Annotated in this window: 16 protein-coding genes; 7 read left to right on the top strand and 9 right to left on the bottom strand. The window is 63.9% G+C overall.

Annotated elements, in window-relative coordinates:
• Positions 1-56: 56 nt before the first annotated feature.
• A complete protein-coding gene (locus tag JHD59_RS01355) occupies positions 57-3,323 on the bottom strand; it encodes an EAL domain-containing protein (protein ID WP_368671508.1) in 3,267 nt (1,088 codons plus the stop codon).
• A gap of 287 nt (positions 3,324-3,610) precedes the next feature.
• On the opposite strand from JHD59_RS01355, the gene mfd reads away from it, so the two are divergent.
• The 3 genes from mfd to JHD59_RS01340 all read left to right on the top strand — a co-directional run bounded on the left by mfd (position 3,611) and on the right by JHD59_RS01340 (position 8,913).
• Positions 3,611-7,000, top strand: coding sequence for a transcription-repair coupling factor (gene mfd / locus JHD59_RS01350; RefSeq protein ID WP_199152944.1), 3,390 nt, complete (start codon positions 3,611-3,613; stop codon positions 6,998-7,000).
• A 495-nt stretch (positions 7,001-7,495) separates the two neighbouring features.
• Positions 7,496-8,113, top strand: a complete 618-nt coding sequence (locus JHD59_RS01345; RefSeq protein WP_103320016.1) for an ATP-dependent Clp protease proteolytic subunit — start codon at positions 7,496-7,498, stop codon at positions 8,111-8,113.
• Positions 8,114-8,394: 281 nt separating this feature from the next.
• The gene (locus JHD59_RS01340) at positions 8,395-8,913 is read left to right on the top strand and encodes a DinB family protein (RefSeq protein ID WP_199152855.1); all 519 of its coding nucleotides are present in this window, start codon (positions 8,395-8,397) and stop codon (positions 8,911-8,913) included.
• On the opposite strand, the gene JHD59_RS01335 is transcribed toward JHD59_RS01340, so the two are convergent.
• On the bottom strand, positions 8,910-10,112 hold the full coding sequence (locus JHD59_RS01335) for a diguanylate cyclase (RefSeq protein WP_103320014.1): 1,203 nt from the start codon (positions 10,110-10,112) through the stop codon (positions 8,910-8,912). The two genes, JHD59_RS01340 and JHD59_RS01335, sit on opposite strands and share 4 nt — an antisense overlap.
• A gap of 304 nt (positions 10,113-10,416) precedes the next feature.
• Positions 10,417-11,406 carry an aldo/keto reductase gene (locus tag JHD59_RS01330; RefSeq protein WP_199152854.1) on the bottom strand — a complete coding sequence of 330 codons (990 nt, stop codon included), beginning with the start codon at positions 11,404-11,406 and terminating at the stop codon, positions 10,417-10,419.
• Between the two features lie 99 nt (positions 11,407-11,505).
• Between JHD59_RS01330 and JHD59_RS01325 the strand changes: the two genes are divergently transcribed.
• Positions 11,506-12,411, top strand: a complete 906-nt coding sequence (locus JHD59_RS01325) for a LysR family transcriptional regulator (protein WP_199152853.1) — start codon at positions 11,506-11,508, stop codon at positions 12,409-12,411.
• Between the two features lie 41 nt (positions 12,412-12,452).
• On the opposite strand, the gene JHD59_RS01320 is transcribed toward JHD59_RS01325, so the two are convergent.
• On the bottom strand, positions 12,453-13,844 hold the full coding sequence (locus tag JHD59_RS01320; protein ID WP_199152852.1) for an amino acid permease: 1,392 nt from the start codon (positions 13,842-13,844) through the stop codon (positions 12,453-12,455).
• 232 nt (positions 13,845-14,076) lie between these two features.
• On the opposite strand from JHD59_RS01320, the gene JHD59_RS01315 reads away from it, so the two are divergent.
• Complete coding sequence (locus JHD59_RS01315) at positions 14,077-14,889, top strand: transporter substrate-binding domain-containing protein (protein WP_199152851.1); 813 nt, start codon at positions 14,077-14,079, stop codon at positions 14,887-14,889.
• Between the two features lie 36 nt (positions 14,890-14,925).
• Here JHD59_RS01315 and adhE read toward each other — a convergent pair whose 3' ends face one another.
• From adhE to JHD59_RS23075, 5 genes are all read right to left on the bottom strand, one after another.
• Entirely contained in the window at positions 14,926-17,589 is a 2,664-nt protein-coding gene (gene adhE, locus JHD59_RS01310; protein ID WP_103320005.1) for a bifunctional acetaldehyde-CoA/alcohol dehydrogenase, read from the bottom strand.
• A gap of 364 nt (positions 17,590-17,953) precedes the next feature.
• On the bottom strand, positions 17,954-18,988 hold the full coding sequence (locus JHD59_RS01305) for a carbonic anhydrase (RefSeq protein WP_233163835.1): 1,035 nt from the start codon (positions 18,986-18,988) through the stop codon (positions 17,954-17,956).
• A gap of 176 nt (positions 18,989-19,164) precedes the next feature.
• Positions 19,165-20,028 carry a DMT family transporter gene (locus JHD59_RS01300; protein ID WP_199152850.1) on the bottom strand — a complete coding sequence of 288 codons (864 nt, stop codon included), beginning with the start codon at positions 20,026-20,028 and terminating at the stop codon, positions 19,165-19,167.
• Between the two features lie 87 nt (positions 20,029-20,115).
• Positions 20,116-20,532 (bottom strand): ester cyclase, encoded by a 417-nt coding sequence (locus tag JHD59_RS01295; protein ID WP_199152849.1) that lies wholly within the window; start codon positions 20,530-20,532, stop codon positions 20,116-20,118.
• Positions 20,529-20,660 carry a hypothetical protein gene (locus JHD59_RS23075; RefSeq protein ID WP_255521346.1) on the bottom strand — a complete coding sequence of 44 codons (132 nt, stop codon included), beginning with the start codon at positions 20,658-20,660 and terminating at the stop codon, positions 20,529-20,531. Before JHD59_RS23075 ends, JHD59_RS01295 begins: the two co-directional genes overlap by 4 nt.
• A gap of 267 nt (positions 20,661-20,927) precedes the next feature.
• Here JHD59_RS23075 and JHD59_RS01290 point away from each other — a divergent pair, with 267 nt between their 5' ends.
• Positions 20,928-21,893 carry a LysR family transcriptional regulator gene (locus JHD59_RS01290; RefSeq protein ID WP_199152848.1) on the top strand — a complete coding sequence of 322 codons (966 nt, stop codon included), beginning with the start codon at positions 20,928-20,930 and terminating at the stop codon, positions 21,891-21,893.
• Between the two features lie 41 nt (positions 21,894-21,934).
• The gene (locus tag JHD59_RS01285) at positions 21,935-23,119 is read left to right on the top strand and encodes an FAD-dependent oxidoreductase (RefSeq protein ID WP_199152847.1); all 1,185 of its coding nucleotides are present in this window, start codon (positions 21,935-21,937) and stop codon (positions 23,117-23,119) included.
• Positions 23,120-23,218 lie beyond the last annotated feature (99 nt).

The raw sequence follows: 23,218 nt of genomic DNA, 5'->3' as shown, positions 1-23,218 counted from the left end.
ATTCTCTAATTCACAATTCCCGCCATTGTAGCCGCAAGCTGCCCCACGGCCCAGCTTCACGCCGGGATGCCCGCCGCCGCAAGCGGTTGCGGCCAGCCAGCCACCAACGCGGCGAACTCCGCCGCCGGCAGCGGCCGGCTGAAGTGGTAGCCCTGCAGCGTGTGGCAGCCCTTGCCTTGCAAGAAGGCCGCCTGCGCCTCGTTCTCTACCCCTTCCGCCACCACGTGGAACTTCAGCTTCTTGGCCATGGCCAGGATGGCTTCGGCGATGGCGGCATTGTCCTCGTCGTCGGGCAGGCCGTCGACGAAGGACTGGTCTATCTTCAGTGTGTCCAGCGGGAAGCGCTTCAGATAGGACAGTGAGGAATAACCCGTGCCGAAATCGTCGATGGACAGCCATACGCCCAACGCTTTCAGTTGCGCCAACAGCTGCACGGCTTCGTCTGGATTCTGCATCAGCATGCTCTCGGTGATTTCCAGCTCCAGCCGACTGGCGGGCAGGCCCGCCGCCTGCAAGGCGCCGGCCACCTTGGCCGGCAGCGACGGCTGGCCGAACTGGCGCGGCGACAGGTTCACCGCCAGCCGCGGCACCGCCAGGCCCTGGCGGTCCCAGGCCGCCAACTGGCGGCAGGCCTCGGCCAATACCCAGTCGCCGATCGGCTTGATCAGCCCGGTTTCCTCGGCCAGCGCGATGAAGCGCACCGGCGGCACCAGGCCCAGTTGCGGATGGCGCCAACGCAGCAACACCTCCGCGCCCTGCAGCGCGCGGCTGTCGGCGGCCAGTTGCGGCTGGTAATGCAGTTCGAATTCGCCGCGCTCCAGCGCCATGCGCAGGCCGTTTTCCAGCAGCAGACGCTCGAAGGTCTGGGTGTTCATGCCGGCGTCGAAGAACTGGTAGGTGTTCTTGCCGGAATCCTTGGCGCGGTACATCGCCACGTCGGCGTTTTTCAGCAAGGTCTGCGCATCCTGCCCATCATGCGGGAATACGCTGATGCCTATGCTGCCGGTGATGAACACCTCATGCGCCTCCAGGCTCAGCGGCCGGCCGAGTTCGGTCAGGATGTCGGTGGCCACCTCCCCCAGCTGGGTGTGGCTGTCGAAACCGCTCATCAACAGGGTGAATTCATCGCCGCCCAGCCGCGCCAGCATGCCGCGCTCGCCCACCACGCGCGCCAGGCGCAGCGCGATCTCGCATAGCAGCAGGTCGCCGGCCTGGTGGCCGAAGGAGTCGTTGATCAGCTTGAAGCGGTCCAGGTCGATGAACATCACCGCCAATTGGCCGCCCTGGCTGGCCATGCGCGCCAACGCCTCGTCCAGTTGCGCGGTGAGGCTGCTGCGGTTGGGCAGCCGGGTCAGCGGATCGTGATTGGCCAGGAACTGCAGCCGCGCCTCGGCCTCCTTGCGCTGGGTGATGTCTGAAAACACCGCCACGTAGTTGCACAGTTCGTCGTCTTCGTCGCGCAACGCGGAGATGGAAAGTTCGGCCGGATACCATTCACCGTTCTTGCGCCTGTCCTGCATCTCGCCCTGCCAGTGGCCGCTGCCGGCCAGGGCCTCCCGCATGGCTTCCCGCTCCCGCTCGCCCAGATGGAAGATGCGCGAAGGCTTGCCCAGCGCTTCGTCTTCCGTATAGCCGGTGATGCGGGTGAAGGCGTCGTTGACGGCGATGATGCGGGCGCTGGCGTCTAGAATCAGGATGCCCTCGGCCGAATTTTCGAACACCTTGGCCGCCAGCCGCAGATTGGTATCGGCCAGCAGCCGATCCGAAATGTCCATCACCACGCCGATCACCGCCTTGCGGCCATCCAGCTCGAACAAACGGCTGTGCACCTCCATGTCCACCACCACGCCGTCCTTGCGCAGCCCGCGGGTGGAATAGTGCATCACCGCGATATTCTCGCGGAAGCGGCGCAGCAGCTGCTGGCGCAGCCTCACCGCCTCGCCCGGCACCAACAACTGGGCCATGGTCATGCCCACCATTTCCTCCGGCGCATGGCCCATGATCTCGGCCAGCTTGGGATTGGCATACGCCAGCCGCTCGTCCTGCATGATGTAGATGCCGACCAGCGACTGCTCCACCAGCGCCAGATAACGCTCCTCGGCCTCGCGTTTGGCGCGCTGCTCGCGCTTGCTCAGCGTGATGTCGGTATCGACGCTGCCCACTCCGGCGGGCCGTCCGTCGGCGTCGAACAGGGGAAACTTGGAGGCCAAAAGATAGGTCTCCACGCCGTTGAGCACGAAATGCTCCTCGAACTGGCGCGGCGCCAGCAGGTTCAGCACCTGCTGGTCCTGCTCGCGGATCTGCCGGGCATCGTCCAGATCGAACACGTCCTCCGGCCGACGCCCCGGCAATTCTCCCGGCGAGACCCCCACCCGCCGCGCATAGGCGGCGTTGACCAGCAGATAACGGCCATCCATGTCCTTCAGCGACATCATGGTCGGGCTGTTATTGACCAGGGAGTCGATGCGCGCGCGGAACGTCTTCAAGGCCGCCTCGTCGGAGCGGTGCCCATCCATCAGAATCGCCACCAGCAGGCCGGAGACGTTCAGCGCCAGCGCCAGCAGCAGATCGGTGGAGACATGGCCGATGATGGCGTGGCTGACGGCGCCGGAACCGGTTGACGCCAGCGACAAGCCCACCGCCACCGCGCCGGCGGTCAGCGCGGCGCCGCCCAAGCCGGTGCGGCAAGCCGCCCACAGAATGAAGGGAAAAAACAACAGCTGGTTGGGAATGTTCAGATTGATCTCGCTGGACTGCAGCAAGCCGGCCTCCATGGCCACCAAGGCCAGAATCAGCGCCTGCTCCAGGCGCACCGTCCAGGACGGCGCGTGCGGAGACGGCCACGCCAGGGGCACGCACAAGAACAGCGCGGAAGCCAGGGCGGCCCAGCCTTGCCACGCCCATGACCAGACAACATGGCCGCCGCCGGAGCCCCAGACGTAGACGCCCAGCGGCAAGGCCGCCAGCGGCGCCGGATAGACGATCAAGGCCAGCAGCAGATCGCGCAGCTGATTCGGCGTGGCCGGACGCGGCCGCCAGGCCGTCAAACGCCCCAAACGCAGGCCGGGCGGAATCAGATACAAGGAGCCGGCCAGCAGCATGCCCCATAGCGACGGCATCAGCCACAGCGCCGGTAACAAGGCGGCCAACGGCCACCACCAGCTGCGCCGCGCGCCGCGCGCGAGCTGTTGCCAGGCAAACAGGCCATGCGGCAAAAAACTGGCAAGTGTCAGTGCCGCCTGGGGACTGCGCGGCCACAAGGCCACGCCGCCGACAAACCCCAGGAAAACCAACCCCTCCTCCACCCTTAGTGTGGTTCTCACGCTTCCATCCTTTAGCTGTCGTCCGGTTTGCCGGATCTTGGCCACGCCCGCATCATGCAAATTTCATTTATTTCGACATGAGTCGCGGTGTTATGCATTATTTTTTTGAATGTCTAATCCTGGCCCCATGCTGTTTTTCTTCTAATTGAGATAAATGACATTTGAGCCAAACGCATACGATAGCCGGGTTTGACCGCGCCGGCTAGCGTTCGCCGCCGGGGAAACGCCGCGCGCGCTGTTATAATCGCCACAAGCACAACTCCGCACAGAAGCAGATCAAGTTGGATATGCACCCGACCCTGCCGCCCGCCGGCCAGAAAACCCGTTGCGGCCGTCTGCCAGACGGCCTGGATAGCCATGCCATCGCCGCCTTGGCCGCGCAGCGCCAACCGCTGTTGATCCTCACCGCCGACGCCCAAGCCGCGCAACGGCTGAAGGCCGAGCTGCCGTTCTTCGCGCCGGATCTGTCCATCGCCCTGTTCCCGGACTGGGAAACGCTGCCCTACGACCACTTCTCGCCGCACGGCGACCTGGTCAGCGAGCGACTGGCCACGCTGTGGCAGATCCGCCAGCGCGAATGCCAGGTGGTGATCGCGCCGGTCAGCACCACCTTGAGCCGGCTGGCGCCGGTCAGCTATCTGCTGGGCCGCACTTTCTTCCTGAAAACCGGCCAGCAGCTGGATGTGGAAAAACTGCGCGGCGATCTGGTCACCGCCGGCTACCAGCACGTGACGCAAGTCATGGCGCCGGGCGAATTCTCGGTGCGCGGCAGCCTGATCGATCTGTATCCCATGGGTTCGCCGCTGCCGTACCGGATCGACCTGTTCGATGCCGAAATCGACAGCCTGAAGACCTTTGATCCCGACAGCCAGCGCACGCTGTACCCGGTGCCGGAAATCCGCCTGCTGCCGGCGCGCGAATATCCGGCCGACGAAAGCGGCGTCACCGCCTTCCGCCAGCGCTACCGCGAAAAGATGGAAGGCGACCCGAGCAAGAGCCGCGTCTACAAAGATGTCTCGCAGGGGCTGTGGCCGGCCGGCATCGAGTACTACCTGCCGCTGTTCTTCGACGAAACCGCCACCTTGTTCGACTACGTCGGCGAGGACGCGCTGGTGGTGCTGCACCACGACGTGCAGGCCGCGGCGGAAACCTTCTGGCGCGATGCGCAAAGCCGCTACGACATGGCCCGCGGCGATACCGAGCGGCCCGTGCTGCCGCCGGCCGACATCTTCCTGCGGCCGGACGAACTGATGGCGCGGCTCAAGCCGTATGCCCGCATCGAACTGGCCGGCGAAGGCGAAACCGGCGGCGCCGCGCTGCCGGAACTGGCGGTGGACCGCCGCGCCGAGGCGCCGCTGCACAAGCTGCAGAGCTTCATCGCCGCCAGCGACAAACGCATCCTGCTGGCGGCGGAAAGCCTGGGCCGCCGCGAAACCATGCTGGCCTTCCTGGCTGAAAACGGCCTCAAGCCGACGCCGGTGGACAGCTGGGCCGACTTCATCGCCGGCAAGATGCCGCTGGCGCTGACCGTGGCGCCGCTGTATTCCGGCTTCGCGCTGGCCGAGCCTGGCATCGCCGTGGTGACGGAAAGCGAGCTGTATCAGCACGTCGCGCGCAGCCACACCCGCCGCAAACACCAGCGGGCGGCGTCCGACGCCATGCTGCGCGATCTGGCCGAGGTCAAGGCCGGCGACCCGGTAGTGCACGAGGCGCACGGCATCGGCCGCTATGTAGGCCTGGTAACCATGGACCTGGGCGAGGGCGAAACCGAACTGATGCAGCTGGAGTACGCCGACGGCGCCACGCTGTACGTGCCGGTGTCGCAGCTGCAATTGATCTCGCGCTATGCCGGCGGCGCCACCGACGACATCCAGCTGCACAAGCTGGGCAACCCGGCCTGGGAAAAGGCCAAGAAACGCGCGGCGGAAAAGGCCCGCGACACCGCCGCCGAGCTGCTCAATCTGTACGCCCAGCGCGCCGCGCGCGAAGGCCACAGCTTCCAGCTGTCCCACGCCGACTACGCCGCCTTTGCAGCCGGTTTTGGCTTTGAAGAAACCGTGGACCAGGCCAGCGCCATCGAGGCGGTGATCCAGGACATGTGCTCCGGCAAGCCCATGGACCGGCTGGTATGCGGCGACGTCGGCTTCGGCAAGACGGAAGTCGCGCTGCGCGCCGCCTTCGTCGCGGTGATGGGCGGCAAGCAGGTGGCGGTGCTGGTGCCCACTACCCTCTTGGCCGAACAGCACTTCCAGAACTTCTCCGACCGCTTCGCCGATTGGCCGGTGCGCATCGCCGAGCTATCCCGCTTCAAAAGCGGCAAGGAAACCAAGCAGGCGCTGGCGGGATTGGCCGAAGGCAGCGTCGACATCGTCATCGGCACCCACAAGCTGGTGCAGCCGGATATCCAGTTCAAGAATCTGGGCCTGGTCATCATCGACGAGGAGCACCGTTTCGGCGTGCGGCAGAAGGAACAGCTGAAACGCCTGCGCGCCAACGTCGACGTGCTGACGCTGACCGCCACGCCGATTCCGCGCACGCTGTCGATGGCGCTGGAAGGCCTGCGCGACTTCTCCGCCATCACCACCGCCCCCAGCCGCCGCCTGGCGGTGAAAACCTTCGTCAGCCCCTTGAGCAACGGCGTGATCCGCGAGGCGGTGCTGCGCGAGCTGAAACGCGGCGGCCAGGTGTTCTTCCTGCACAACGAAGTCGACACCATAGAAAACATGCGGGAAAAGCTGGCCGAGCTGATTCCGGAAGCGCGCATCGGCGTGGCCCACGGCCAGCTGCGCGAGCGCGAGCTGGAACAGGTGATGCGCGACTTCCTGCAGCAGCGCTTCAACCTGCTGCTGTGCTCCACCATCATTGAAACCGGCATCGACATCCCCAACGCCAACACCATCCTGATCAACCGCGCCGACAAGTTCGGCCTGGCGCAGCTGCACCAGCTGCGCGGCCGCGTCGGCCGCTCGCACCACCAGGCCTACGCCTACCTGCTGACGCCGGACGGCATGACCCGCGACGCGCAAAAACGCCTGGAAGCGATCCAGCTGTCCGGCGAACTCGGCGCCGGCTTCTATCTGGCCATGCACGACCTGGAAATCCGCGGCGCCGGCGAAATCCTGGGCGAAGGCCAATCCGGCGAGATGCAGGAAGTGGGCTTCAGCCTGTTCACCGAGATGCTGAAACAAGCCGTGCGCGACCTGAAAAAAGGCCGCGCGCCGGACCTGGACGCGCCCTTGGGCGTCACCACCGAGATCAATCTGCACAGCCCCGCCCTGCTGCCGGACGGCTATTGCCCGGACGTGCACGAACGGCTGCTGATCTACAAACGCCTGGCCAGCTGCGAAACCGAGGGCGAAATCGACGATATCCACGAAGAGCTGATCGACCGCTTCGGCCTGCCGCCACAGAGCGTGAAGACGCTGATCGAAAGCCACCGTCTGCGCCTGACCGCCAAAGAGCTGGGCGTGCAGAAGCTGGACGCCAGCGAAGTAGCGGTGCAGATCGCCTTCATCAAGAACCCGCCGATCGATCCGGTGAAGATCATCATGCTGATCCAGAGCAAGAAGAACTATCGCCTGGCCGGGCAGGACAAGCTGCGGGTGGAGCAGGCGCTGCCGGAAGTGGCGCAGCGGATCGTCAAGGTGAAAGAGGTATTGAAGGAGTTGGGCACGTAGGCTGGCTTGATTTCCATCAGTGCCGCTAATGAGCAGCCGGCTCGATTGAATTGACGGTTCTCCTATCCACGCGATCTCTTCTGATGAATCCGCTAAGCGGATAATGATTTAGATACCGGTTCCGCCCGGCAAACGGGTGAGGGGGCTGTGCGGCCAGCCCCCTATCGCTGAGCGAATCAAAGATTCGCACGCAGACAACCCCAGGCCGCCCCTGCAGCCCGCGAAACCCCGACAAAAAAACCGCTGGGCAAGGAGCCGGGGTTTCGCAGCGCTGCTGGGGTCGCCTAGGGGTGTCGGGGAACTGGCGAGACAGCTCCCTGACCTGCCCGGCGGGCAGTCCCGCCACTCAATCATCGTCCGCAAAGCGGACACAACACCCTTGCGCCAACTACAACCACTCAGATGAGAGATGGGAAAGGAGCAACTCACGCCAATACAAGGCAAGAGCCCCCCGCCAGGGCTAAATTGGAAAGACCAGCGCAATGAGGAGCCATCATGCCCCGCACCGACCCCGATGACGACGACAAACCCGTCCCGCTGTACCGCCAGTACGAAACCCAAGGCACGGTGCGGCAGATCTCGTTCTATCTGTCGGAGGAGATTGGCGCAGCCATCCACTACACCGACCTGCTGTACACCCTGCGCACCGCCAGCGGTAACGACATCGTCTACCTGCACCTGAATACCCCCGGCGGCAACTTCGACGCCGGCCTGCAGATCATCAACAACATCCGCGCCAGCGAGGCCCATGTGGTCACCATTCTGGAAGCGCGGGCCTACTCCATGGGCGCGCTGATCTTCCTGGCCGGCGACGAACTGGTGGTGCACGATACCTGCCAGCTGATGTTCCACAACTACTCCTCGGCGCTGATCGGCAAGGGCAACGAGCAGCAGGCGCAGGTGATGGCCAGCGGCAAATGGTTTGAAAAAGTCATGCGCCATGTCTGCCGCCCCTTCCTGACCGATGAAGAGCTGGATCGCATCCTGAAGGGCGAGGACATCTGGCTGGACAGCGACAACATCCGCCGTCGCCTGGGGAACATCCAAAAAGGCGCGCCGGCCATCGCGCCACGCAAGGCAGCGCATGCCAAAACCAAACCAAACGCTGGCTGAACAGCCTTGCCCGCGCCCACGATTGGCGGATAACCAAAGCATCACGGCTACTTGGCTCATGCCGTTGCGCCATTATCTGGCCGCTTGGTTCAGTTTAATTTCCCATCCAACCTAGTCTGGTCCAGCCGAAGCCGCGTTGACACTGACCCCAGCCTATGTCGGGAAGCAATTGCCACAAGACGGCGTTAAAGACTTCCTCACCCGTCCGCTTTCGCTATCCGGCTCGCTTGAAAATCCATTGTCATTTAAAATCAGGATAATCCACTCCAAAAGCACACGCCATGTCCCTGCGCCATATCCGCATGCTGGTCCGCTATAACGCCTGGGCCAACCGCAGCCTGTTCGATACGCTGGACCCCTTGCCCGAGGCCGAATTGAGCAAGCCTCGCGCCACCGTCTTCGGCAATATCCTCAGCACGCTGAATCACAATCTGGTGGTGGACCGCATCTGGCAGGCCCATTTGCAGCAGCGTCCCCACGGCTATGCCAGCCGCAATACCGAAGCGACGCCCAGCCTGGCGGAGCTGGACGCCGCCCAGACGGAACTGGACCGCTGGTATATCGATTATGCGGACAGATTGAATGCGGCGGACAGCGAGGCGGAAATCGACTTCCTGTTCGTCGATGGCGGCAAGGGCAGAATGCGGCGGGGCGATATGCTGCTGCACATCGTCAACCACAAGAATTATCATCGCGGCTTTGTCGCGGACATGCTGTACCAGCTGCCGGCCACGCCGCCCACGACCGACCTGCCGGTCTACCTGCGCGACGTGCATCGCGAGGCCGCTCTACCTCTCTAGACAGCCGCTACCACCGGCGCGGCCACGCGCTCCATCTCCACCCGGTTGCGGCCGTTATGCTTGGCCTGGTACAGCAGCAAGTCCGCCTCCAGAAACAGGCTGGCCAGGCTTTCATGCTCTGCCGGCCGCAAACTGGCCACGCCTATGCTGGCGCTGATGCTCAAGGAAAACTCGCCGATGCGCGGCTGCAAAGTGCTGATGGCCAGCCTGAGCCGGTCCGCCGCGTGGTAGGCGTCGAGGCGGCTGGTCTGCGGCAGCAGCGCCACAAACTCCTCGCCGCCATGCCGCCCCAGCAAGTCGCCCAGGCGCGCCTCGCGGCGCAGGCAGTCGGCCAATTGGCGCAGCACCTCATCGCCCACTTGATGGCCGTAGCGGTCATTGATGCTCTTGAAATGGTCCAGGTCGATCAGCAAAAGCGACAGCGGTTCCCCCCTGTCGACCGCGCGGCGGAATATTCCGTCGGCCTTTTCCAGAAACGTGCGGTGGTTGAGCAGCCGAGTCAGGCCATCCTGATCGGCCTGCTGGCGCAGTTGCATCAGCAGGCGTTCATAACTGATGAACAATATGCTGAGGCTGAAGCAGAAAGTCAGCCAAAACAGACATAGCGACGAAAACAGATTGAACAGCCCGCCGCGCTCGGCAAACCCCGGATCGCCCATCCACCAGGCCACGGCGAAGCGGCAAACTGAGATCAGGATGATCAGCGTGGCCAAACCTGCCGCCAGCCAGTGCCCAACTGGCGTCGCCTGGCCGCGCGCGCGCAGAAACTGCGCAAAAATCAAGGACCAGAAAATCACATGGGAGAACGATGTCACCATGACGCGATGGCCGTAATTCGCCTCGCCGCCCAGCAGGATGAACGCCAGCATCACCGCCGCGGCGCTGCCCAGGCAAAACACGCCCCGGTCCCTCAGACCAAACAGCTGGCGCGTGGCCAGCAGCGCCATCGGGTGGAACATCAGCAACAGCAGCGTGACCAGCAGCAAGCTAGGCCATGGCGCCAGCGGGAAAGGCAGGAAAGCGAGGGTGGAGCCGGCAGCGCTGATCGCCCCGCTCAACCCCAACGTCAACAGGGCCGGCTCGCGCCGGTTGTAGCGCCAGAACAGCAGCACCACCAAGGTCAGCATCAGCGTGTAACCCGTGGTGCTGAGCAAGGTGGCTTTGAAATCTAGAATGCTATGAACGGATTGGATGGTCATGGATGCAGGCCGTGCGACGCTGGCGCCTGCTCGCCATCTGCGTCAACTCCGCGCCCCGGAATCAAAACGTTCACAACATAACAGATCGTTTCGCTCAACGCTTAAGACAATTGATGCTTTTGACATCATCCGTCCGCCACTCGTGTCTTTGCCGCAACGGCCGGACGGCTGATGCCCGGCAAAGCGCTTTGCCGACGTCTGGCCAATCCATGCCGCTCGCGGCCGGTCCGGGATATTAACGATTTTGCATCCGTGCGGGAGCGCAAAATCATTCCGCGCCGGCATCAGCCCACGCCGGCCGCCTTCAGCGATTCAACAACTGCATCACCTCGGCCGCGTAACGCGAACCGCTCACCTGGCCAGCGGCGAACACCTCGTCCAGTTCAGACAGGTCGGCTGCCGTCAGCGCTAGCTGCAGCGCGCCCAGGTTGTCGCGCAGATTCGCCTGCTTGCGCGCGCCGGGAATGGCGATGATGTCGTCGCCCTGCGCCAGCAGCCAGGCCAGCGCCAGCTGCGCCGGGCTGCATCCCCTGGCCGCGGCCATTTGCTTCACCTTGTCGACCAATTGCAGATTGCGCTGGAAGTTCTCGCCCTGGAAACGCGGATTGCTGCGACGGAAATCATCAGCGGCGAAGTCGTCCGGGCTCTTGATCGCGCCGGTCAGGAAGCCGCGGCCCAGCGGGCTGTAGGCGACGAAGCTCGCGCCGACCTCGCGGCAGGCGGCCAGCACGCCGTCTTCCGGATCGCGCGTCCACAGCGAGTATTCGCTTTGCAGCGCATGAATGGGATGCACGGCCGCCGCGCGGCGCAGCGTCTCGGCCGACGCCTCGGACAAGCCCAGATAGCGCACCTTGCCGGCCCGCACCAGCTCCGCCATCGCGCCCACCGTTTCCTCGATCGGCACCGTCGGGTCGATGCGATGCAGGTAGTAGAGGTCGATATGATCGACGCCCAACCGCGCCAAGCTGCCCTCGCAACTGCTGCGCACGTAGTCGGGATGGCCATTGACGCCGCGCTTGGCCGGGTTGGCCGGATCCAGCACGATGCCGAACTTGGTGGCCAATACCACCTCGCCGCGGCGCCGGGCCAACAACTTGGACAGCAGCAGCTCGTTGGTGTGAGGGCCGTACATATCGGCGGTATCGAGCAGGTTGACGCCCAGGTCCAGCGCCAGGTCCAGCGTCGCCAGCGACTCGGCGTCGTCATGCGCGCCATAGAAGGCGCTCATCCCCATGCAACCCAAGCCCAGCGCCGAAACCTGCGGGCCATTGCGGCCCAGTGTGCGTTTTTGCATCGCCCTTGCTCCTCGTTTGGAAAGTGACGTCAGCATAGGAGATGGCCAGGCGAGGATAAATGGCCGAAAATGACAAACATTAATTAGCCGAGCTTCACAATGCAGCGACCCCAACACGACGCCCTGCAAGCCTTCGCGCTGATCGCCCGCCATCGCAGCTTTACCCGCGCCGCGGCCGAACTCGGCGTCAGCGCCTCGGCGCTGAGCCAAGCCATGCGCCAGCTGGAGAGCCAGCTCGGCGTGCCCTTACTGGCGCGCACCACCCGCCAGGTGACGCCGACCGAAGCCGGAGAACTCCTGCTGGAACGGCTGAACCCGGCGCTGGAAGAGATCAGGCAAGCGCTGGACGACGCGCGCCAGCAGCAAGGCCAGCCGGCCGGCACGCTGCGGCTGACCCTGCCGCACACCGCGGCGCAGATCGTGCTGTATCCGCATCTGGACCGCTTCCTGCGGCAACATCCGGCGCTCACGCTGGAGCTGGACATCAACGATGGCCTGGTCGACATCGTCGGCCAGCGCTTCGACGCAGGCATCCGCTTCAGCGACCGGCTACAACCCGGCATGCAGGCCGCGCAGGTCAGCCCGCCCATCCGCTTCGTCGTGGCGGCCACGCCAGAATATCTGGCGCGGCGCGGCGTGCCGGCCACGCCGGACGACCTTGCCGAGCACGCATGCATAGGCTACCGCTTTGGCGCCAGCGGGCCGCAATACCGCTGGCAGTTCATCGAACAAGGCCAGCTGCGGCAACTGGCGCTGCGCGGACCGCTGCTCACCAACGACAACCAGGCCAGGCTGCTGGGCGTGCGCGGCGGCGTGGGGCTGGCCTATCTGGCCGAAGACCTGGTGCGCGACGACATCCAGGCCGGGCGGCTGGTTTCCGTGCTGGAACCGTACCTGCCGCCGGCGGAAGCGCTGTACCTGTTCTACCCGCAGCAACGCCGCCCACCGGCCAAGCTGCGCGCCTTGATAGACTTTCTGCGCGACGCAAACGGCGTTGCCGGATAAAAAAACCCGCCAACGGCGGGTTTCAATGATCAGTCCAATGCTCAGCGTCCCTGCTGCGCCAGCCGCCAGGCGGCGTCCTGCTTGTGATAACCGAGCAGGTAGTACACCGCTACCAGGAACACCAGCCAGCCTGGGCCGACGATCAGCGCGACGCGCGTGTCCGGAAAGTAAGCCATCAGGGCGATCACCAGCGCCAGGAAGCCCAGCGTCAGGTAGGAGCCGTAAGGCCACAGCGGCATGCGGTGGCTGATGGATGCCAGTTGATCGGCCGACAGCGAACGGCGGAAACGCAACTGCGCCAGCAGGATGATCAGCCAGGTCCATACCGCGCCGAAGGTGGAGATGGCGGTCAGCCAGGTGAACACTTCCTTGGGCGCCAGGTAATTCAGCAGCACGCCCACCAACAGCGCGGCAATCGACAACAACAGCGCCGGCACCGGCACGCCGCTTTTCGAAACCTTGGCGAACAGCGGCAGCGCCTGTTTCTGCTCCGCCAGATTGAACAGCATGCGGCCGGTGCTGTAGATGCCGCTATTGCACGAGGACAAGGCGGCGGTCAGCACCACGAAGTTGATGATGCCGGCGGCGGCCGGAATGCCCAGGCTCTCGAAAGTCATCACGAAGGGGCTGCCGCGGGTGCCAAGCTCGTTCCACGGGTAGATGGACAGAATCACGAACAAGGCGCCGATGTAGAAGATCAGGATGCGCCAGAACACCGAATCCACCGCGCGCGCCAGCGCCTTCTTCGGATTCTTGGCCTCGCCGGCGGTCAGGCCCAGCATTTCCACGCCCAGGTAGGCGAACATCACCATCTGCAGCGACATCAGCACGCCGGAAAAGCCATGCGGCATGAAGCCACCGTGCGCCCACAGATTGGCGATGCCGGTGGCGACGCCGTGGTTGCCGAAGCCGAACACAATCATGGCGAAGCCGCCGGCTATCATCAACACGATGGTGACGATCTTGATCAGCGCGAACCAGAACTCGAACTCGCCGTAAGCCTTCACCGCGATCAGGTTGACGCCGCCCATCGCCAGCATCGCCGCCAGCACCCAGTACCAGGACGGCACGTCCGGGAACCAGATGCCCATGTAGACGCCGACGGCGGTGATTTCCGCCATGCAGGTCACCAGCCACAGGAACCAGTAGTTCCAGCCGGTGAGGTAGCCGGCCAGCGGGCCGAGGTAGTCTTGCGCATAGCGGCTAAACGAACCAGCCACCGGGTTGTGGATGGCCATCTCGCCCAGCGCGCGCATGATCATGAAGATGGCCAAGCCGCCGATGCCGTAGGCCAGCATGATGGCCGGACCGGCCATCTTGATCGCGGTGGCCGATCCCAGGAACAGGCCGACGCCTATGGTGGCACCCAGCGCCATCAAATTGATATGCCTTTCCTCCAGACCTCTATGCAGGGTCTGTTGCGTGGATTGCATGATGTTCTCCTAATTTCTCTCGCCCAATCGACGCGGCGAAATTAGCACATACAACTTGCCATGTCATCGATATATTTTATTTGAATAAAATGAAATTATTCCAACAAGCAAAACTTAACGCCGTTGAAATGCGTAAAAAGAGCGGAAAACACCAAATACGCAAACCGACAAGTCCCCCTCTATCCACTTAGGAAAACCTATGATGCAATAGGACAGACACAAGGAGGGACGCGTGATACGAAGCCTGCCTGGCCTTTGCCTGATCCTGTCGCTGACCGCGGCGGGCAGCGCCCTGGCCGACACGTCTCATACCGTGACGCTGACCACGCTGGACTGGCCGCCCTATACCGGCAGCCAGCTCGCCGAGCAAGGCCTCAACAGCGCGGTGATCCGCGCCGCCTACGCCGCCATGGGCTACAAGGTGCGCATCAAGGTGGTGCCCTGGCAACGCGCCGTAGCCGAAGCCACCCTCAATCCTCAGGTGGCGGGTTACTTTCCGGAATACGACTCCGCCGCCGGCCGCAAGTCCTTTTTCTTTTCCGACCCGATTGGCCGCAGCCCCCTTGGCTTCGCCGAGCGCATGAATAGCCACTATCAGTGGCAACAACTGGCCGAGCTGTCGCGCCTGCGCGTAGGCGTGGTGCAGGGTTACGTCAATACCGCGGAACTGGACGAGCGCATCGCCACCAAACGGCAGAATGCGGACGAGGCCTTGGACGACACCCAAAACCTGTTGAAACTCGATCGCCGTCATATCGACCTGGCGGTGATTGACCGCTATGTCTTCGACTACCTGATGCAGAACGATCCGAAATTGAAAACCGCGCGCGGCAATCTGCGGATGAATCCGCACCTGCTGGAGGAGAAGCTGCTATACGTCTGCTTCAAACCATCGGCCGAAGGCAAAAGGCTGGCCGACATCCTGAATCAGGGACTCAAGCACATCAATGTCGAAGCCATCACCCACCGCTATCTGATGGACAACAAGCTGGATGGCGTCCCGCCGCCGCAGCCTAAAGCGGCAATGAAAAAACCGGCCGGCTGACGCCGACCGGTTGGGTCTGATACAGGTCTAACTCACTCAGGCCTTGGCCTTGCCCTTGGCCGGCTTGGCTTCCGCCTTGGCAGCCGGCTCTTCGCGTTCCCAGGCTTCCTTGTACGGACGGCCATAGTAGCTGTCGAGCAGCAGTTGCTTCAGCTCGCTGATCAGCGGGTAGCGCGGGTTGGCGCCGGTGCACTGGTCGTCAAACGCGGCCTCGGCCACTTCGTCCACCTTGGCCAGGAAGTCCGCTTCGGCCACGCCGGCGGCCTGGATGGACGACGGGATGCCCAGCGTCTTCTTCAGCTCGTCCACCCACTCGATCAGCTTCTCGACGCGCTCGTGGTCGCGGTTGGCTTCCAGGCCCAGGTGACGGGCGATTTCAGCATAGCGCGCCACGCTCTTCGGCCGGTCGTACTGGCTGAAGGCGGTCTGCTTGGTCGGTACGTCGGCAGAGTTGTAGCGGATCACATTGCTGATCAACAGCGCGTTGGCCAGACCGTGGGCCAGGCCGAACTCGGCGCCGATCTTGTGCGCCATCGAGTGGCACACGCCGAGGAAGGCGTTGGCGAAGGCGATGCCGGCGATGGTGGCGGCGTTGTGCACTTGTTCGCGCGCCTTCGGATCGTTGGCGCCGTTCAGGTAGGACGACGGCAGGTATTCCTTCAGGAGCTTCAGCGCCTGCAGGGCTTGCGGGTCCGAGTACTCGTTGGCCATCACCGACACATACGCTTCCAGCGCGTGGGTGACCGCGTCGATGCCGCCGAAGGCGGTCAGCGACTTCGGCATGTCCATCACCAGATTGGCGTCCACGATGGCCATGTTCGGGGTCAGCTCGTAGTCGGCGATCGGGTACTTCACGCCGGTCACTTCGTCAGTCACCACGGCGAACGGGGTCACTTCGGAGCCGGTGCCGGAGGTGGTCGGCACCGCCACCATCATGGCCTTCTGGCCCAGTTTCGGGAACTGATAAATGCGCTTGCGGATGTCCATGAAGCGCAGCGCCAGGTCGGCGAAGTGCACTTCCGGATGCTCGTACATCACCCACATGATCTTGGCCGCGTCCATCGGCGAGCCGCCGCCGATCGCCATGATCACGTCCGGCTTGAAGGCGTGGGCCAGGTCCGCGCCCTTGCGCACCACGGCCAGGGTCGGGTCGGCCGGCACTTCGAAGAACACTTCCACTTCCAGACCCATTTTCTTCAGCAGGCGGATCGGTTCGTCCACAAAACCGTGTTCGAACAGGTACTGCCCGGTGACGATCAGGCAGCGCTTCTTGCCGGCCAGGTCTTCCAGGGCCACCGGCAGGGAGCCGCGACGGAAGTAGATGGACTTCGGCAGCTTGTGCCACAGCATGTTTTCAGCCCTCTTGGCGACGGTTTTCTTGTTGATCAGGTGCTTGGGACCGACGTTCTCGGAGATCGAGTTGCCGCCCCAGGAGCCGCAACCCAGGGTCAGCGACGGCGCCAGGCTGAAGTTGTACAAGTCGCCGATGCCGCCCTGCGAGGACGGGGTGTTGATCAGGATGCGGGCGGTCTTCATCTTGTCGCCGAAGTAGCGCACGCGCTCTTCCTGCAGGTCCTGGTCGGTGTACAGCGAGGACGTGTGGCCGATGCCGCCCATGGTCACCAGCGCGGCGGCCTTGTCGCAAGCGTCGATGAAGTCCTTGGCGCGATACATGGCCAGGGTCGGGGACAGTTTTTCGTGAGCGAAGGCTTCCTGATCGGACACCTCGGTCACTTCGCCGATCAGCACCTTGGTGGTGGGCGGCACGGTGATGCCGGCCATGGCGGCGATCTTGGCGGCGCTCTGGCCGACGATGGCGGCATTCAGGCTGCCATCCTGCAGTATCACCTTGCGCACGGCCTCGGCTTCGCTCTTGGACAGGATGTAGCCGCCGTGCTTGGAGAAGCGTTCGCGCACCGCGTCGTAGATCTGGTCGACGATGATGACGGACTGCTCCGAGGCACAGACCACGCCGTTGTCGAAGGTCTTGGACATCAGGATGGAGGCCACCGCGCGCTTGATGTCGGCGGTTTCGTCGATCACGGCCGGGGTGTTGCCGGCGCCGACGCCGATGGCGGGCTTGCCGGACGAGTAAGCGGCCTTCACCATGCCCGGGCCGCCGGTGGCCAGGATCAGGTTGACGTCGGGGTGGTGCATCAGTTGGTTGGACAGCGCGACGGACGGCTCATCAATCCAGCCGATGATGTCTTGCGGCGCGCCGGCAGCGACGGCGGCTTCCAGCACCAGGCGGGCGGCTTCGCAAGTGGAGCGGCGCGCGCGCGGGTGCGGCGAGAAGATGATGCCGTTGCGGGTTTTCAGCGAGATCAGCGCCTTGAAGATGGCGGTGGAAGTCGGGTTGGTGGTCGGCACGATGCCGCACAGCACGCCGATGGGTTCGGCGATGGTGATGGTGCCGAAGGTGTCATCCTCGGACAGCACGCCGCAGGTCTTCTCATCCTTGTACTTGTTGTAAATGTACTCGGAGGCGAAGTGGTTCTTGATCACCTTGTCTTCCATCACGCCCATGCCGGTTTCGGCGACGGCCATCCGCGCCAGCGGAATGCGGGCGTCGGCGGCGGCCAGCGCGGCGCAACGGAAGATGTGGTCAACCTGCTCTTGCGTGAACTGCGCGAAGGCGACTTGCGCCTTCTTTACGCGGGCCACCAGGGCGTCGAGTTCGATTTGATTGCTAACAGCCATTTTGTCTCTCCAGAAACCAAATGAAAATATCGAGCGCCTGATTGTTCGTTTTCGACTAAAAATTTTCACAATCGAAAAAACAACCGGCAAAAAACCCATTTCGCACCATCAAACCATGACGGCGCCATCAAACCCTTTGTAGCGGAGCCATTACATCCACCCGACTATACCCCTATAAAATTCAGGGGCTTTACTGGCAATCGGCCATGACTCGCTCGATTCCCTGCCATCGTAGTCCGTTTTCGGATATTCGTTTTTGCGCACGGCCAAACAATTTTCAGTTTTCCATGAAAAAGAGCGCCGAATCGGCGCTCTCTGCATGGTCTGGATCAGAACGGTTGTAACGGCATCGCTACCGGGCCGCTCAACGCCCCATGAAGCCATAGTGGAAATAGCGGCCGCTGCTGCTCAGCTCGCGGATGCGCGCCGGATCGGTCTCGCCATTGATATTGGTGATCACCAGCCGGCCGCGGCCCTGCTTCAGATCGTTGTTGTAATCGTAGTAGCCGCCCAGCACCGCCAGCTTGCCGGCCTCCACCTCGCCGGAAAACTTCAGGATGGCGCCCTCCACTTGGTTGTTGATGTTGATCAGCGCGCCGTTGGTGGCGTCGATTCCCTTGGGGATCTCGATACTGTCCAGCTCCTTCTGAATGGACGGCTCCATATTGCTGTAGTCGCCGGCCGCCGCCTTGATCGCGCCGCAGCCGGTATGGCTGACGAACATCAGCAAGGGCGTGTGCAGATGGCGAACGCCGTACTCGACCGAGCCCTCGGACGTGGCAAGCTGGTTGCCCATATTGCTGATCACGAACAGATCCGCATCGCCGCCCGACATCCCCAACTGGCCGCCCGGGCTGGAGCAGGTCACCACCGTGGCCTTGGGCATGGCGCGATCGCCGAGCTTGGCCAGATAGCCCGGATTATGCTTGCTGATGGCGACGCTATTGGCTTTGAGAATGCTCGACACCACATCCTTGACCTGGGCGGCCTCGCCCATGGTCTTGGCGCCGCCATGCGCCATCTTGGTCTTCCTGGACTTGGCGCGATGCGCCGTTCTGGGCTTGGTGCCCGGCGCCCGGACCTCGGGACTCGGTTGCGACAGATCGCGGGCAGGCGGCTGGCCCATGGTGACGCCCGGCGCCATCGCTTCCGGCGCCGCCTGCGGCATGGACTTGCCCTGCGCCGGAGCCATCTTGCCGGCGGCGGCCGGCGCGGCCTGCATCGCCCCCGACGATGCAGGCATAGGCGTAGTCGGGGCCGCGACGACCGGCTTGACCTTGAGCGGCAGCTTGATCACCTGCTGCACCTGGGGCGCGCTGGGCGTATCTTCGGCGCGCGCCATCGCCATGGCCAATATCAGCGGCGCCGCCATGCAAGTTATGATCAGCCGTGGACTCATGCTCGATTCCTTAGGTCATACGCAATGGTTTGTATTCTGCATCATCGACCATGGGCGGGGAAGCCGCCAGCGTCATTGCGATATTGCCGCGTGGCAGCAAACTGCCTAAGCCATCCATTGGCAGGCAGGACAAAACTGACAACCGTGTTGTCTGTGTCTACCCCTGTCGCGTCCCCTCACCCCTGCCGCCGCTGGCTCAGCCACACCCCGGCGAACACCAGCGCGCCGGCAGCGGCCTGCCAGGCTTCGAAGCGCTCATTCAGCAGCAGCCAGGCCAACAGCACGGTGAACACCGGGATCAGATTATTAAAAGCTCCAGCCTTGGCCACCGGGATGCGCGATACGGCCCAGGTATACAGCCCATACGCGCCCAGCGTGATCACCGCGCCCAGATACAACACCCACAGGCTGGGAATCAGATACAGCGTGTCCGGCCAGACGCCCCACGGCGTCAGCATGGCCAGGCCGAACCAGACGCAACCGGTCAGCGTCTGGATGCCGGTAATGGCCAGCGGCGAATAGCGCGCGGACATCCGTTTGGCGATCAGCACATAGCCGCAGGCGCACACCATGGCGCAGAACTCCAGGGCATTGCCCAGCGAAGGATTGGGCGCGCCCGGTCCGGCGCGGCTGTCCATGCTGAGCCAGATCACCCCGGCAAACGACAAGGCGATGCCCAACCACACCTGGCGCGACTGGCGCTCATGCAGGAACAGGCTGGCGCCTATCGCCATCAGCATCGGCAGCGTGGCCGTGATCACGCCGGCCTGCGAGGCGCTGGTCAAGGTCAAGGCGTTGGCCTCGAACAGGAAGTACAGGCAGGGTTCCGCCAGGCCCATCGCCAGCAGCCAGCGCCAGTCGCCCTTGCGGTAATGCCAGCTGATGCGGCCGCCCATCGCCAGCGGCAACAGGCACAGCGTGGCCACGGCCATGCGCGCGAACAGCACGGCCAGCGGGTGGTAGAACTGGAAAACGTATTTCAGGACAATGAAGGCGCTAGACCATAGAAACATGGACAGCGTCAGGGCGAGGTAGGGCAAGGCGTCTCCTGTTGCGGTAGTCGGGCCGTCTGCGCAGCCCTAAGGAGACATTGTTTCAGAATCCGATGACGGCTGTCGAACGCTGTCTCACTCCAGCTGCCGCGCCAAGCCCATCCGGTCCGCCTGTATCCAGTATTCGACGATCTTGCCGTCCGCCACCCGGTAGCAGGCGCTGTCGATCAGCACCAGCGGCTCGCCGCTGGCCGGCACGCCGTTGATTTCGGCCTGGAGATGGCCAAACTGAGTCCAGCGCGCATAGGCGCGGTCGCCGTTGACCAACAGCTCGTCTATGCGCAGCTCGAAATTGCCGAACAGCCGCAGGAAATCGCGCACATGCTCGGCGTAATTCGCCGGGCTGCGCGCCAGCGTGCGCGGATTTTCCGATTCCAGCTGATGCGCCGCCACGCTGGTCGCCATATATCGCGCTGCCGCGTCTGGGTTGCGGCCGGAGCCCACCTCGGTCAGAAAGCCTTGCACCACGGCTCGGGTTTGTTCACTGCTCATCGTCTTCCTCCGTCGCGGATGCGCTCCAGTATCTCCGACTCGTCTCGGCACACCTGGCGGGCATGTATCGTCATGCCCTGCCACCACCAATCCACCCACGTTCTGTACACCGCACGCAACTTGTCCATCTTCGCCCGCCTTTTCCATCCTTATCCGATCTATCCGCGGCCCAGCATGCCTGGGCTGCGCTCAGCCCTGCCGCCCCTCTACCCAATGGATGCGCTCCCTGACCTGGCGCTCATCGCCCAATAATCTCCACAGCCATCTGCGCAGCTTCCGCCACGGTCTGATCACCCACATTACGGCCTCCATTGTTCAATCAATCATCATGCCAAGATGCTATAGAGCGCTTGATGATTGAAAAAGCCCATATGTCATGACACACTGTTCAAGAAATGAGAACAAACCACCTACCCGATGCCCAAGCGCTGCTGGCCTTCGACGCCTTGGTCCGCTGCGGCAGCTTCACCGCCGCCGCCGAGGAACTCGACTGCACCAAGAGCCGGATCAGCCAACTGGTGAAGGCCCTGGAAAAAGACCTGGGCTCCGTGCTGGTGCTGCGCAACACCCGCCGCGTGGCGCTGACTGAAACCGGCCAGCGCCTGGCCGCGCACGCGCGCGAGCTGCGCAGCCTGCTGGAGCGCGCGCGCATAGACATCAACGAGGCGGAGGGAGAAGTCAGCGGCCCGCTGGTGATCAGCTCCATCACCTCGTTCGCCCAGTACCTGCTGGCCCCCATCCTGGCCGAGCTGGCCGTGCTGCATCCTGGCCTGAAGCTGAATCTGCAGGTGGAAAACCGGCTGCAAGACCCGATAGCCGAAGGCCTGGATTTCTGCATCCGCACCCGCAACGTCCACGATGACGCGCTGGTGGCCAAACCGCTGGGTTTTGTGCGCGAATGGGCCTACGCCTCGCCGGACTACCTGGCCAAGGCGCCGCCGCTAGTGGAACCGGAAGACCTGGCGCGCCACCGCATCCTGCTGGACACCAGCCGCCCCAAGCTGCGCGCCACGCCGGAATGGCTATTGGAAAAAGACGGCGTGCAAAAACAGATCGGCATACAGCCGGTGTTCAGCAGCCACCAGTACGCCCCGCTACTATCCGGCGCCATTGCCGGCAGCGGCATCGCCCTGTTGCCGCGCTATGTCGCTAGCGAGCACCTGAAAAGCGGCCGCCTCGTACCGGTGCTGCCGGGCTGGAGCCATGATTGCTGGCCGGTGTTCCTGGTCTACCCGTATCGCCACCCGCTGCCGCGCAAGTACGAGGCTTTCATCCAGTACGTGGTGCCGCGGATGCGCGCGCTGCTGGACGACAGGCTTGATCCAGACCAAGGCGCGGCCATGCCGTCGTTGTCAGAATGACGCCCATTTGCGCCGATGGCCGGCACAGCAAGGAGAATGCAATGGAACATCGCGACATCGTCATCGTCGGCGGCGGCATGGTAGGCAGCGCGCTGGCCGCCGCGCTCTCCGGCAGCGGACTGTCGGTCACGGTGCTGGAGCGCGAAGCGCCGGCGCCGTTTGCCCCGGAACAAGCGCCGGACTTGCGCGTCTCGGCCATCAGTCCGGCATCGGCCGCCTTTCTGCAGCGCATCGGCGCCTGGGACCAGGTGCTGGCGATGCGCGCCGCGCCGTACCGGCGCATGCAGGTATGGGAACAGGACGAGTCTTGCGGCACGCTGTTCGACGCCGCCGAAGCCGGCGTGCCGGAGCTGGGCCACATCGTGGAGAACCGCGTGGTGCAGCTGGCCGCCACCGCGGCGCTGCGCGACAAGGGCGACATCGACTATCGCTGCCCGGCGGTGGTGCGCGATATCGTCTACCGGCCGCAGGCCTCGCAACTGACGCTGGCGGATGGCAGCCAGCTGCAGGCGCGGCTCTTGGTCGCCGCCGACGGCGCGCGCTCCCAGGTGCGCGAGGCGGCCGGCATCGGCATCACCAGCTGGGATTACCCGATGCATGCGCTGGTGCTGGCTTGCCATATTGATGGCGAACAGCAGGACATCACTTGGCAGCGCTTCACCCCCAGCGGCCCGCTCGCCTTCCTGCCGCTGTGCGGCGACGCCGCGTCCCTGGTGTGGTATCACCGGCCGGAAGAGGTGAAGCGGCTGCTGGCGCTGCCGGATGACGAGCTGATCGCCGCCGTCAGCCAGGCTTTCCCGCGCAAACTGCCCGGCATCAAGCGCATCGCGGCGCGCGGCAGCTTCGGCCTGACCCGCCGTCATGCCCAATGCTATGTCCGCGAAGGCGTGGCGCTGGCCGGCGACGCCGCCCACACCATCCATCCGCTGGCCGGCCAGGGCGTCAACCTGGGCTTCCAGGACGCCGCGCTGCTGGCCAAGACCATTCTGGACGCCCACGCCAAGGGCGAGGACTGGGCGAGCGAGAAGACGCTGGCGCGCTATCAGCGCGCGCGCAAGCCGGCCAACCTGGCGATGCAGACCGGCATGGACGCGTTCTGCTATGGATTCGGCAACGACATACCGCCGCTGAAGGCGCTGCGCGGACTGGGCTTGCGGCTGGCCGACAAGGCCGGGCCGCTGAAGCGCGGCGTGATACGCTATGCGCTGGGCCTATCCTCAAAATAGCGCGCAAGCCCGGCCAAACCGGGCGCTCCATACATCGCCTATCGCACGGAAAATCTCAGATTAGGCATCTCACCAAGCCACTAGGGGCTGTTGACGTTT

It is taken from the genome of Chromobacterium sp. ASV23, from assembly GCF_016428945.1.
Taxonomy (GTDB): Bacteria; Pseudomonadota; Gammaproteobacteria; order Burkholderiales; family Chromobacteriaceae; genus Chromobacterium; species Chromobacterium sinusclupearum.
Note: the sequence above shows the minus strand (reverse complement) of the source record. Positions and strands in the feature narration are given on the sequence as shown.

What these genes read in the sequence shown, in the direction of transcription:
- mfd (WP_199152944.1), top strand. Translation starts at nt 3,611, where the DNA reads ATGCACCCGACCCTGCCGCCCGCCGGCCAGAAAACCCGTTGCGGCCGT.
- JHD59_RS01345 (WP_103320016.1), top strand. Translation starts at nt 7,496, where the DNA reads ATGCCCCGCACCGACCCCGATGACGACGACAAACCCGTCCCGCTGTAC.
- JHD59_RS01340 (WP_199152855.1), top strand. Translation starts at nt 8,395, where the DNA reads ATGTCCCTGCGCCATATCCGCATGCTGGTCCGCTATAACGCCTGGGCC.
- JHD59_RS01335 (WP_103320014.1), bottom strand. Translation starts at nt 10,112, where the DNA reads ATGACCATCCAATCCGTTCATAGCATTCTAGATTTCAAAGCCACCTTG.
- JHD59_RS01330 (WP_199152854.1), bottom strand. Translation starts at nt 11,406, where the DNA reads ATGCAAAAACGCACACTGGGCCGCAATGGCCCGCAGGTTTCGGCGCTG.
- JHD59_RS01325 (WP_199152853.1), top strand. Translation starts at nt 11,506, where the DNA reads ATGCAGCGACCCCAACACGACGCCCTGCAAGCCTTCGCGCTGATCGCC.
- JHD59_RS01320 (WP_199152852.1), bottom strand. Translation starts at nt 13,844, where the DNA reads ATGCAATCCACGCAACAGACCCTGCATAGAGGTCTGGAGGAAAGGCAT.
- adhE (WP_103320005.1), bottom strand. Translation starts at nt 17,589, where the DNA reads ATGGCTGTTAGCAATCAAATCGAACTCGACGCCCTGGTGGCCCGCGTA.
- JHD59_RS01305 (WP_233163835.1), bottom strand. Translation starts at nt 18,988, where the DNA reads ATGAGTCCACGGCTGATCATAACTTGCATGGCGGCGCCGCTGATATTG.
- JHD59_RS01295 (WP_199152849.1), bottom strand. Translation starts at nt 20,532, where the DNA reads ATGAGCAGTGAACAAACCCGAGCCGTGGTGCAAGGCTTTCTGACCGAG.
- JHD59_RS23075 (WP_255521346.1), bottom strand. Translation starts at nt 20,660, where the DNA reads ATGGACAAGTTGCGTGCGGTGTACAGAACGTGGGTGGATTGGTGGTGG.
- JHD59_RS01290 (WP_199152848.1), top strand. Translation starts at nt 20,928, where the DNA reads ATGAGAACAAACCACCTACCCGATGCCCAAGCGCTGCTGGCCTTCGAC.
- JHD59_RS01285 (WP_199152847.1), top strand. Translation starts at nt 21,935, where the DNA reads ATGGAACATCGCGACATCGTCATCGTCGGCGGCGGCATGGTAGGCAGC.